This is a genomic window from Christiangramia sediminis, from assembly GCF_020552705.1.
Classification (GTDB): domain Bacteria; phylum Bacteroidota; class Bacteroidia; order Flavobacteriales; family Flavobacteriaceae; genus Christiangramia; species Christiangramia sediminis.
Genome location: NZ_JAJBZG010000001.1, coordinates 686,840 through 699,271, shown reverse-complemented (window position 1 = coordinate 699,271; position 12,432 = coordinate 686,840). Strand labels below are relative to the sequence as shown.

The window sequence follows — 12,432 nt, the reverse complement described above, 5'->3', positions numbered from 1 at the left end:
TCATGAAAAATTCACTCATATTATCAATCATTCTTGTCGCTTTTTCCTTTTCCCGGATAAATGCTCAGGTGAAATTAGATACTATTTACGCTAATGATATCAAAAACGTGGCACTATTTTTTCCGGAGCCAATCCAACAGGGAATTGCAGGCTCCGATAATTTTATATTGACCTATAATAGGGAAAAAGAACAGACATTTGCACTGCTTCAGGCAACTCCAGGAAAAGAAAGTAATTTGCTGTTTATCAGTAATTCAGGGGCTGTTTTTTCGTATATTGTTAAGTATTCCGAAGAGCTTCAAAACCTTAATTATTTTATTGAAAAGTCAGGAAGTATAGGCAATGTTAACAGGGTGGTGGTTGATTCTGGAAATGTTAAAATCGAGACTGATTTACCTCTCAATGCTGAAATAAAACCATCATTGAATGACCGACTTTATCTCGATAAGTTTAGTTCGTATTTGTTGAATAAGAGTTCAAAGTCTGCAAAGCTTCGCAAGCGGAATGAAAAAGTTGTTTTAAAGCTTGAAAATATTGTATTCCATAATGAGCATTTATACTTTGTTATGGAAATACAAAACAGATCGGCCATCGATTACGAAGTAAATTTTTTGAAGGTTTCGGTAAAAACTCGAAAAAATGGAAAAAAGAAATCTATGCAAAATCTGAATATGGATCCGGTTTTTAAATATGAAATGCCGGATAAGATTGGAGTAGGGGAAACCGCCCGTTTTGTATATGTAATGCCAAAATTCTCGATTGCTGATGATAAATTAGTGATGCTGGATTTAAATGAAAGGAACGGCGAACGGAATATGAAATTGAAAATAAAACAGCGGTTCGTTAATAACCCTAATTAGTATTGATTATGAAAAATCATGTATTTATCTTGATTCTGGCTATGTGTATTTCCTGTGCGGAATCCCAGATGAGCCCTGCGATGACTGCTCAGAAAGTCGTGGAAAGTTTTTATTCTAAGGATAACTCGCAGCTGAAAAAATATACCACTTCAGCAAGTTATGAATCTTTCATATCTGTACAGGATATGTTTGAATCTCAAAATTCATCTGCATCGAATTTTAAGGTGCTGGAGGAATCTATGGATGACAAAACCGCCTGGGTTAAATTCAGTACCAATTTTGAAGATAATCCTGAAACATTTAAGCTGATCCAGGAAGATGGAATGTGGAAGGTTACGGAGACTGGATTGAGGGAGAAGAGTCCGTTTTAAACTATTATTTTCTTAAATCGGCTTTACTTCCCAAAGCTCAATGGCAATATCCTTAAAGTTGGTTGCGGTTTTCTGTAAAGCCGGTGGAAACAAAATCAACCCGGGTTTGTGTCCAGTCCACTTCATTACGCTTTAGGCTACCTTTTAAGGTTTCATTGTACTCAATAATAAAGTCTGCCTTATTTTCCAGCATTAAACTCAGGTAGGTAAATCCCTGGTCTACTACGCTGATGTTATTATTCCATTTATACTCGATAATGATAAAAGCTTACGTTTCCAGATCGAATGCCAGGGTATCTATCCTCTTATTTTTAATACTGAATTCCGACTTTACCAACTGCAGTCCCATCACCTCCTGTAGATTGGCTTCAACTCTCTAGTTTGAAGAGTTTCTCCTTTAAATTGGAAAGCGAAGCGTTGTTAATTTGGTGGTATAGTTTCACGGTATAATTGATTTATTTTATTCTTTTCAGCTTTACCTTTCTTTCACCGTTTCAATGTAGCATATTCAAGATTAGGAAATTCAACTCAGCAACAGATGTTGTGCTGGATCTATTTCATTCTATTGGAAAAAACCCATATCTACCTTGATTCTTGCTTTTTGTAAATTCAATGATGTTAATACCTTCTACTTTTTTTGGAATCTTATTTTCAAATATTATTAATTGACTTTCTAACGAAGTTTTTCTGATGTCATCAAAAAATAAGTCATCTAATTCAATCGAGTCATCTTCAATTTCAGAAACTTCTTTGTCTTTGAATGTTGTTAAAGGTGAGTCAATAACTATAAAGTTGCTAAAATTCTTTTTTTCATCTAAACAATAATCTAAGAAACCTAATAAACAAGCGGTATAAGAAATTGCTCTTCTCCCTTTCCCATAACTACCTCTACTTTTATTGGAAATAACAATATCGAATGTTTTAAAATCTGAGTTAAATATTACTTTAGGATTAACATTATAGTTCCAAGTGTTTAATCTCTGCTCAATATATCCCGATAGCTTTTTTAAAATTTCATAATCGCAAACATTTACTATGTCCGTTGATTCTTTTTCAGATTTTAAAATTTCCAGAGAATCTTTTGTTTCATAAAGAGTAGTAGTTTCCGTATCAATAAATTCTATATAATTACTAATTTTTTCAATTTCTATATAATCATTTAGAATAGTTTTTAAATTCTGAATCTCTGGTTTTATACTTTCTAAGCGGTTTTGTAATTTTTCTAAAGTTTTTTTTAGGTTATTTGATTCAGCTTCAAGCTTTAAAACATTTTCTTCGGACTCAGTTATACTCTCTTTTAGGTCTTCTAATTTTTCTTTAATAAGAGCTATCTCCGCAATTACTCCTTCTTTAAAATTTTCTATTTCATTTAAATGCTGAATTTCATCATTATTCATTGGATTTGAACAGATTGGGCATAATTGGCTGGGCAATTGTGATGTAAGTGATTCTGCTTCCAGAATGAAGGCGAGCCTATCTAAGTCACTTAAATATTGTCTTTCGAGTATTTCAAATCTTTTTATTAATTCTAAGGAGTAAATTTTTTGTTCTGTAACAGAATTAACGTCATTTAAATATTTAGTTACTTGCGATTCTAAATTATACGAATCCTCAATTCGTTTTTGAATTTGGTCATTTATAAGAGCTTTATCCAATGAAGTTTTATTTGTAATAAGCTTTTCAAATTTTTCAACCAACTTTTGCCTTTGCTCTGAGTAATCGACAATTTGTTTATCTATAAATTCTAATTTTCCTGAAATTTTTGTTTCTTTCTTTTTTGGGTCTTCAATTGAATCAACATTTGAAAAATCAGTTTCCTCTAATATTGAACTTATCATAGATTGTTCAACTGTATGAAGTGAGTTAACATTAGTAAAATAGAATGGTGAACCTTTCGTAATTATTCTATCTTCAGCAATATTGGTAAATTGAATTAAATTTTTAAAACTTAAGGGTATTTTCACACCTTTTAATCTGTTTTTTAAAAGAATTTTATTCTTTAAACCACAAAGATTAAGAAGAAAATTAGAAATATGATTTTCATTAGATAAGTTAGCAGTTGTACTAAATGTATCAATTAAAACATTCCTTTGTTCTGGTGCATTTATATTCCAAACAGCAATTTTATTTTCACCTAATTTTCTTTGAAGTTTAAATTTGTCGCTTGATTCAAAAGTTTCTATTTCTAAGCTAAAAATATCATAGTTCACACCTTCTGGAATATCATCATCAGGGGGAGCAGTTCGTCCTAATATATAGTTAATAACTGAAAATAAATAGGACTTTCCTGTATCTGAAGGGCCTGTAATAATATTCGCTCCTTTTTTTAAAGTTATTGAAGCATCTTCTTTGTCTTCACCACTTGCTATTATTTTATATATCCAAAATCCTTTCATACCTGATTTGCTTGATTACCGTCAGTCATAAATTCTTCTCCCCATTTGGATAAATTTTGATTAACATAAGTTTTTAAATCACCATCTGATAAATTTCCAAATTTCTCAGATGTCCACTCAACTTTATCTTTTAATTTATTAAAATATTTTGACTCAAAATATTTTAAATAATTAATACCGTTCTCTGTTATTTCATAAAGCAAACCATTCTTAGACGGATTTATACTAATCAAGTCTTTTGATATCAACAACTTTATACTTTCATTTAATATTTCTTTTCTAGAATATATTTGAACACCTCTGTTTGGTATTGGTGCATGAAGGCTAGCTGGTCCACCTACATCATATGTGTTTAACGATATATGGTCCAAAACCATCAATTTATATGTTGAAGATCTTTTTAATGGAAGATTTAAGAGAATGACAAGTATTCTAATAGCAATTTCAATGTTGCTATTGTAAACTTTGTTTTTGGAGTTTACTTTTTCCATTTTATACTTTTTTCATTGGCTAAATAATGGCACATCCCGACCTTGTCAAGATTGCGGATTTCTTTATGTAATGGATTGCTTGAAAATTGCTGAGATAGTATTTCCAATTTAGCATCTTCTAATCTATCCAAAGCTTCCACATAACTACTTAATCTTAATTTTGATTTAATAACTAGTAAAGAATCTTCTTTCATTTCTTCAAATGGTGGTGTTGTCAAATCGGCAAAATTATCTCTACTAAATCTATCTAAGGATTCGGTGCAGTAAAATGAAGTTCTTTCGTCTTCAAAATGCTCCGTTAACTCTTTGTCTGTATTTCCTAAAATTATTTGATTTTTTATGTCCACACCTGTTTTAATTGAATATGCATCAAATAATAAGGTAGTGTAACGCAGCTCGTGTTTTTGAATTTTTTTAGTTGGTTTTGGTATAAGATTTCGATATTTGATTAACCCACCTCCAAAACGCTGTGGGTGGTAAGTAGTTTGCTTGTGCTCATTAATAAGCTCTAATGGTGATTTATCTTTTATTATCGAAAAATCAAAATTTTCTATGTATTCTTTAAATTCCTTAGTTAGGATTGTTTTTGTAGATTTTATTTTAGTTTCACACTTATCTTCCCATTCTGAAATAAGTAAGTCATTGAATTCAGTTGGATTATTAATGTAATCTAACAATTTTGTTCCGACTCCTTTAGTAGTAACTATATAATATGCTTTTGGAATTTTATATTGGTTTGTGAAGGTATAGTAACATAGTTTACCCAGCTCAATCCAAAATAAAGAAGGTGATAAGATTGCTGAGTAGTGTTTACATTGATAAATATCGATATCACCATTTTGGTAAAATCCCACTATATCTCTGCCTTTATCTCCAGAACCACCATATTGTCTTATTTTATCATATTTGTTCTTCAAATATCCATCAGCCCATTCAAGTACTAAGTCTTCGAATTCATCTTCGGATAAACTTCTCATTTTTTCAATTGCAGGCGTAATTTGACCGCCAAGTATGTCATTGGTTGAAAGTCTACCTTTTCCTTTAGGTTTGGGTATATTATGATATTTACTCATATTATATTTATAATGACCGACATTACTCTATATACTCTATTTTGAACTAATTTCTAGAAATTAAGAAATTCGTTTTCCTATTCCACAATCTCAATCTCCTCCTCCGTCAACCCATAAAGCTCATAGACTAGCCGATCAATTTCTGCTTCTAATAAAGAGGTGTCGGCTGCGCGGTTTTCAATTTTAAGTTCGAGAATATGGGTTACTAATTCAATGATTTGCTCTTGAATAAAATCGGTTGCAAATTTGATTGGTAAAGGATAAATGAACTGTTTATTTGCTTCATAATAACCATTGTCTTTCGGTTTGGCTGTATTAGTGAAATAAAAGTTCAATACAGAAGAATTCAGTAGCCCTAAAAGATATTTTGGTTTTAAAGTTTCATTTAGAGGTGAAATACCATTTACTCTAACATTATGGAAATAATATTCACCTTTTTCATCCAAGAAACATTGTAAATTTTGAACCGTCTGTGCAATTCCAATTTTAGGAATCGTCTGCTTTTCCAAATTTTTTGGATAATTATATCCATACCATTTCTCATGATCCATTTTACTTTTCTCTCTACTCCTTAAAAAATTTTCGTTAGCTTTAAAGTATTGGAATGTCTTGGGTAATGAGTGTTCGTTGAGATCTATTAAATCGTAAGATCCAGTTTCTTTATACGGATGTAGAAGATATTTCTTTATTTGAGGAGGCAAATATCTCTTCGCGTCAGTACCTGTAACTATAGGTCTCATTAAATCTTCTTCCATCTCAATTTCTTTATCAAGAATTTTGGAATAGTAATTTCCATTTTCTTTTCTAATCAAGTGGTAGAAATTATCAGCACTTGTTTGGATGCCAACGAAGATAGAGCAGAGATCACCGAGTTTTTCGGAATCATTTTCTAATTTCTTTAAAATTGAAGTAACTTCTCGAGTAGCTAAGTTCCAATTGGAGGGTCCCAAATCAGCATACTCGATTTTATTCCAAACTTCTTGTCCAAAATTTCCAACTTCAATTTTTGAATATTCAAAGCCTTGGTTATCATTTTTCGTGAATTGTTGACAGGCTGTATAAACTGTAGCATCATCAAAAACCTGGCTTGAGCCAAAATCCAAAAACCTTGATAAATAATTATTTGACAAAAGTAAGCCTCTCAAATTACCACCGTAATCATTGTAAATCCAAAGAGAAGGCATTATAAAATCAACTATTCCTTTTGGATTTGTTATTGCAAATGAAATTTCAGTAAATGGAAGATAGATGTCAAAATTACCTTTTGCTGCTGTATGGTAGTTTTTTGAGTAGTAAAGACTTTGATTTGGATCTATTTTTTTTAACTCTTGAATAGAAATATACGGCGGATTCCCAATCACCACATCAAAGCCTATATATTCTCCATCCTCATTTAAAACCTCTGGGAATTCAAAACGCCATTCAAAAGCGTTTTCGTAGATCTTATTATCTTTGATCTCCTGGATCTGTGTTTCCAGTTTACCTGCTTCGGTTGTAAACTTTTTCAGCTTCTTGTTCCAGGCGGCTTTTTCTCTTTTAGACATTTCAAACATCTGGGTTTGATTGCTCATCATAAAGATCTCACCTTTTACTTTTTGCAGCCGCTTTACTTTGGGGTCGTTGGAAGAGATCTCGCTCCTAAAATCGTTCTTGATATCGTGGATGATCTTTTCCATCTCCCGCTTCTGCTCCTTGTTCTGGGCGTTACGGTAGGTATCTACCGCCACCCGGTAACTGTCAATGTTCCATTTACTTTCTTTCAGTGCCTTGCTTAAGTCGGCATCCAGGTCAAACCGGCTTATCAGTGAGTTCCCGCATTTAATATTAATATCGATATTTGGCAGGGTTTCTAGTTCCGTCTCATTCTTATAATACGCGTTTTTTAGTAGTTCGATCCATAATCTTAAACGGCAAATCTTTACCGAGTTTGGATTTATATCTACTCCAAAAAGACAGTTTTCAATGATTTGTTGCTTCTCATGGAAAAGTGCTTCCTGTATGCGCTGGCTTTCTTTGGCCGTGGGATTATATTCAAAGAGTTCTCCCTCCTCGTCGGTAACAATAAGTTCATCGTTCACTACTTCCACCTGGTATTCCTTCAGTCTTCTACCCGAGCGATCCTGCAGAATATTTAGATCATTTTTAATAGCGATCATCTCATTTAGCGCCGATACCAGAAAATGCCCCGATCCCACTGCGGGATCACAGATCTTTAAACTATTTATGAGCTCATTGGCTTCCTTACGGTCTTCTATACAATCATAAAGTTCATCCAGGTTTTTACAGTCCCAGTTTTTGGTATCATTAAACTTTTGCACCACCGCTTTCCTGATGGTTTCACGGCACATGTACATGGTAATAAAACCCGGTGTAAAGAAAGAACCATCTTTATAACCATTGATCTTTTCAAAGATAAGCCCAAGCACCGAAGCGTTGATGAGCGTTTTGTTATCTTCCTGTATGGTTTCCCCGCCCTCACTGCTAAAATCATAGGCGTTTAGGAATTCAAATAAATATTCCAGCGCATTAAGTTCCCCGCTGCGTTTTTTACCTTTTTTATCCTTTAGAACGGTGGCGCTATAGATAGGCAGTGTCTTATCATCACGAAGATTACTGATAAACAATGTAGCGTGCTCAATATCTGTAGGCTCAAAAAGCGAAGAATTCAGGTAAGGAACTTTTTCAAAAAGTGCTTTTACATCTTCGTTTCTTTCAGAATATTGCCGCGCCAAAACCTGGAAGAACAAACTATTAAGATCATCATAATTGTGGATCCTGTCCAGGCTTAAAAATTCATAAGACCTGTCGCCATTGTGGTAACTAACCAGCTGCGCTTCGAGCAGTTTTAAGAATAAGATCCTGTTAAGCCAGGTGATGCTAAGTTCCAGTCCCACATTGAACAATCGTTCTTCTTTGGTCTCCCCAAATTGCGATGGACTCTCCAAGCGGCCTATCTTATCCATACTGTCCAGCTGGATGATCGCATTTTCCAGGAAAGAGCCGGAGTTACGCTGACCTTTCTTTTGCCTTTCAATGATTTTCTTGCCGCCCTGTTTGGTTTCAGTAAGGCCGATGATATGCAGCAACTCCCCGTAAAAACGTTTGTCCAGGCTGTTACTGTCATTCGTGAACGGCAGTTTTAAAAGATGTTCGGGTGATAATAGCTTAAATAAAGAGATAAGTTTATTATCGTCTTTTGGATTATTGTTCCGAAGCGGTCTCTCATAATTACGAATATCGAACCAGGTGAATTCCACCTCCTGCTGCATTTCAGCAATAAAAGGCTCTGCTATTTCCTTATAAAAGAAGTCGGTCGTTTTCCCGGCCAGCCTTCCCGCTTCAAAATCTTCAAACTGTTTTACCAGCTTTTTGTTTTGAGCAAAAGCTTTTTCAAAAACATTTGCATTGAAGATAAACCACTCATTTATATTGGTGGCGATTACGTATTTAACCTCCAGATTCTTTTGAGTAATTCGTTCCCGCAAATAATATAAAACAAGCTCCTGGAAAGCCTTGACATTAATCTTTTCCTTACTGAGCATCTCTGCCCGATTAGTAGGCTTCTTGGCTTCAATAATAACCCCCACCGCACTTTTAGCCTTGTTCCCGTTATGGATCACCAGGTCATTACGCCCTTTAGTATTGATATAGTGATTAGGATCGTAATAGGTCTTCTTTAAAAAATCTATGACCAGGTTCTTGTGAAACTCTTCAGACTCGGTGTCGTTGGTCCTGTCCAGCAACTCCTTAAGATTCTCTTTGAATTGTTCTATCTGGGACCGGTTAGGCTTCACCTTAAGAAAAGCTTTGTTGAGCGCCTTCCTTGGTTTAAGTATTTGTAGGTTCCCCGAATTGATTTCCTGTTCAGGCTGCATGCAGAAATGGGTTATTTTTTGGAGCAGTGCGTAGGGAATACTGCCCATTTGTAATTGCATTAATTTTTTAACAATATATAAAGAAGATTCAAAACCTTAACATTGGAGACAAAAAAGCTTTCAACAAGTAAAAGTTGATAGCTATTAAGATGAAAAAGAGGATAATTATCATTGAAAAAACACGAGTGAAAGAATCACTTGTGCCAAAAACGGATGTAAATAAAATTTCAAATAATTGAAATGAACTTTGCACCGCCACTAATTTTGGGAGCTTAAGTATTTATAATCGAAACTTTTTATATTCCGAAAGTTGAGTGATTTCAGAAACTATCATAGTAAACTAAACTGCTTCAATTCAATGTCAGATTATTATTTTAATGTCTTAAAGTTAATTTAAGTAAATTTGAAATCAAGTTGATAATAGCGGTACAAGGAGCGGCCAACACCTGGCAGATGATGGGGGCGGGTCCGGCTGATAAAGACAGCGCTGTTGGATATTAATCTGCAAATAAGTCCTGGTTTTCCGGGACTTATTTTATGGGGGCGCGAGGGCGAAAGCTATCAAGCCTCCTCCTTTTTAATGTAATATGGTTTAATTTGTTGTTTTCTATAGATTCAGATTACCATTAAGCTTTAGAAAGCCAGATAGCAGGGAATTTACTTATTAATAGATAAGATTTACAAAATTTAAAATTGTTGGAATTCAGGAATTACTAAATTCCTTTATTTGTTCCTGAGTATATTCAATCAGCATTCCGTCTTCACTAATTAATTCTACTAGATAATTATTCCCACCGCCATCATCCACACACTGAGCTTTATATCCAGTTAATTCGGCTTCACCTGCCAGAACTATGCATGGGAGCATTTGACCTTTGGGAAGTTTTGGAATTTCCTTCGCAGGATAAATATATCGCTGGTTATCAGATGGGATGATATATAAACCACTTAGGTTAGTTGAATCGTAAATTTCCGCTAAATCAAAATGAGTCCCGCTTTTCAATTCTATTTCAGCAACTGGTATAGTTAAACGTTCCATTTTAGAAGAGCTTTTAATATTACCTTCCAGTATTAAGTTTACACAACTAAAATTTAAAAATTTTCTTTTTAACTTGATTTTCAGTTAAATATATAGCTTAATTTAATGATGAATAAAAAGATAATTACAAGTGAATTGATACTTATTTAAATGAGAACTTTATACTTTACTTTACTCATCTGTATAACTTCAATTGGCTGGGGGCAGGCGACATTTACTTCCAAGTTAACAGAATATATAACCGTTCCCGCTTCTGCTGCTTCACCGCATAAATGGATAGATAGGGAAATCATCCTTGAAGATGACACGATTTTAATCAAAACTTACCGGACTGAAGGTGACACAGATATTGAAATTTGGGATAAAATAGATCCTGAAGTAAACTTTTCGAGAAGCGAAAATAACTTAATCAGAACCTTTTACACTTACTTGATTTTTGATAATGTAAGGTTAGAAAGTATATTTAGATTTGTTGGTAATACAGAAGGGATGATCTTTTTAATTGAGAGAGAGTTATTATTACCGGAAGGCAGTAAAGATAAAAGCTTAATAACCAGGTATCATGTGGATTAGATGGGAGAAGTTTAAAATATCTCCTATTTAGGCCTTGACAATAATTACTTCATCAAGCCGAGTAGAATACCTTTTTGAAAGTCTTTCCTGTTTCATTTTCCAGGTGCGGCCAAGATCCTGGCCGCCAAATTTTATTTTACCGTTTTCTGATTTATTAAGTCGATCAATGGTTTTCATTAAGGCCTGATGGCTTGGATTTTCACTGGTAAATAAATCTAATTGACGTTGGTTCTCGGGGGCTAGGCCCATTACCATGATTCCAGCTTTCTTATATTGATATCCTTTTCTATAAATTTTGGATAATGCCAGCAGTGCGGATTTTGTCAAAACTATACTGGAATTGGTAGGGAAGGGAGTATGTAAGGTAATATTTGCACGATATTGCGGCAGATCCATTCTAAAAGGATTAGTGAGTAAAAAGACATGTATTAAAGAGCAATTGGAATTCTGTCGACGAAGTTTTTCAGCTGCTTTAACTGTATAAGTAGATACTCTTTCTTTTAAATCATCGTAATTAGAATACATTTTCTCGAAAGCCCTGGTAACCGCGATGTTCTTTTTGGTTGAAACCTCCTCAAGTGCTAATGTAGGGAGACCTGCTAAATCCCTTTTGAGTCTTAGTCCCACAATACTCATTTCATTCTTTACATATTCATCAGGTAGCTGAGTAAATTTAAAAGCATTATCAATATCTATTTTTAGCAGGCGTTTTTCATGTTGCCTTCCAATTCCCCATACATCACCTATCTTGGTCCATTTCAAGGCTTTTGTCCTTTTTTCATCAGTATTTATTACATACACTCCTTCGGTGCGGTCTGAGAATTTCTTTGCTATTTTATTCGCTACTTTTGCCAATGCTTTCGTAGGAGCTATTCCAATACTTATTGGTATTCCGGTAGAGGTCTTCACTTTTCGAATTATATCTTTACTATAACTATCTAAATCAAAATGTTGACTAAAGCCTTTAAATAAAAGGAATGCTTCATCTATGGAGTAAATTTCAATATCGGGGGTATAGTTAGCAAGAATATTCATTACCCTGTTACTCATATCCCCATACAGCACATAGTTAGAGGAAAATACATGCACCTTGTTCTCGTTGAATATTTTCTCATAATGGAAGGCTGGCGCACCCATAGGAATATTTAAAGCTTTTGCTTCATTACTACGGGCTATGACGCATCCATCATTATTTGAAAGCACCACTACAGGTTTATTATTTAGATCAGGATTGAATACCCTTTCACAGGAAGCATAAAAGTTATTGCAGTCTATCAAAGCATACATTAGAAATATTTTATTACGTTGGTAACAATCCCCCAGATAAGAAAATCATTATCCTTGCCTACTTTAATAGGAGGGTAATTTTTATTTTCGGCAATTAACCACACAATTTCCTTTTCGATTTTTATTCTTTTGACGGTAAACTCACCATCTATAAAACACACAGCAATCTTCCCATTTCTGGGTTCTAGGCTTTTATTTATGATTAGAAGATCTCCATGGTCTATCCCAGCACCCGTCATTGAGTCACCCTGCACCCTTCCAAAAAAAGTAGCGTCCTTATCCTTAATGAATTCGATATTCAGATCTATGTTGTTATCCAGGTGATCATCGGCAGGTGAAGGAAATCCGGCAGTTATTCCGCCAATAAAAGGCCGAACCAAAAAAATAGGATATTCTGAATATTTAATGATTTCAATCATCCTACAAAGCTACAAAAAGGATATTATCCATAAAATAGGAATTAATCC

At 34.1% G+C, this 12,432-nt stretch carries 11 protein-coding genes; 3 read left to right on the top strand and 8 right to left on the bottom strand.

Features of this window, described 5'->3' with window-relative positions:
• The first annotated feature begins 2 nt into the window (after nt 1–2).
• Together LGQ90_RS03330 and LGQ90_RS03325 are read left to right on the top strand one after the other, a co-directional pair.
• Nucleotides 3–860: a DUF4138 domain-containing protein gene (locus LGQ90_RS03330; protein ID WP_229338087.1), complete on the top strand. Its 858-nt coding sequence runs from the start codon at nt 3–5 to the stop codon at nt 858–860.
• An 8-nt stretch (nt 861–868) separates the two neighbouring features.
• A complete protein-coding gene (locus LGQ90_RS03325; protein ID WP_229338086.1) occupies nt 869–1,231 on the top strand; it encodes a hypothetical protein in 363 nt (120 codons plus the stop codon).
• Between the two features lie 52 nt (nt 1,232–1,283).
• Here LGQ90_RS03325 and LGQ90_RS15050 read toward each other — a convergent pair whose 3' ends face one another.
• The 6 genes from LGQ90_RS15050 to LGQ90_RS03295 form a co-directional block, all read right to left on the bottom strand.
• Nucleotides 1,284–1,424: a hypothetical protein gene (locus LGQ90_RS15050; protein WP_341481949.1), complete on the bottom strand. Its 141-nt coding sequence runs from the start codon at nt 1,422–1,424 to the stop codon at nt 1,284–1,286.
• A 364-nt stretch (nt 1,425–1,788) separates the two neighbouring features.
• On the bottom strand, nt 1,789–3,627 hold the full coding sequence (locus LGQ90_RS03315; protein ID WP_229338084.1) for a hypothetical protein: 1,839 nt from the start codon (nt 3,625–3,627) through the stop codon (nt 1,789–1,791).
• The gene (locus tag LGQ90_RS03310) at nt 3,624–4,118 is read right to left on the bottom strand and encodes an ABC-three component system middle component 2 (RefSeq protein ID WP_229338082.1); all 495 of its coding nucleotides are present in this window, start codon (nt 4,116–4,118) and stop codon (nt 3,624–3,626) included. The genes LGQ90_RS03315 and LGQ90_RS03310 overlap by 4 nt, the downstream gene beginning before the upstream one ends.
• Nucleotides 4,106–5,191, bottom strand: coding sequence for an ABC-three component system protein (locus LGQ90_RS03305; protein WP_229338080.1), 1,086 nt, complete (start codon nt 5,189–5,191; stop codon nt 4,106–4,108). Before LGQ90_RS03305 ends, LGQ90_RS03310 begins: the two co-directional genes overlap by 13 nt.
• 77 nt (nt 5,192–5,268) lie before the next feature.
• Nucleotides 5,269–9,126 carry a DUF7149 domain-containing protein gene (locus LGQ90_RS03300; protein ID WP_229338078.1) on the bottom strand — a complete coding sequence of 1,286 codons (3,858 nt, stop codon included), beginning with the start codon at nt 9,124–9,126 and terminating at the stop codon, nt 5,269–5,271.
• Between the two features lie 643 nt (nt 9,127–9,769).
• On the bottom strand, nt 9,770–10,105 hold the full coding sequence (locus tag LGQ90_RS03295; protein WP_229338076.1) for a hypothetical protein: 336 nt from the start codon (nt 10,103–10,105) through the stop codon (nt 9,770–9,772).
• A 150-nt stretch (nt 10,106–10,255) separates the two neighbouring features.
• Here LGQ90_RS03295 and LGQ90_RS03290 point away from each other — a divergent pair, with 150 nt between their 5' ends.
• Entirely contained in the window at nt 10,256–10,678 is a 423-nt protein-coding gene (locus LGQ90_RS03290; RefSeq protein WP_229338073.1) for a hypothetical protein, read from the top strand.
• A 27-nt stretch (nt 10,679–10,705) separates the two neighbouring features.
• Here the strand turns inward: LGQ90_RS03290 and LGQ90_RS03285 are convergent, their stop codons facing one another.
• Both LGQ90_RS03285 and LGQ90_RS03280 read right to left on the bottom strand, forming a co-directional pair.
• Nucleotides 10,706–11,965, bottom strand: a complete 1,260-nt coding sequence (locus LGQ90_RS03285; RefSeq protein ID WP_229338071.1) for a Y-family DNA polymerase — start codon at nt 11,963–11,965, stop codon at nt 10,706–10,708.
• Nucleotides 11,965–12,384, bottom strand: a complete 420-nt coding sequence (locus LGQ90_RS03280) for a LexA family protein (protein ID WP_229338069.1) — start codon at nt 12,382–12,384, stop codon at nt 11,965–11,967. Before LGQ90_RS03280 ends, LGQ90_RS03285 begins: the two co-directional genes overlap by 1 nt.
• Nucleotides 12,385–12,432: the final 48 nt, after the last annotated feature.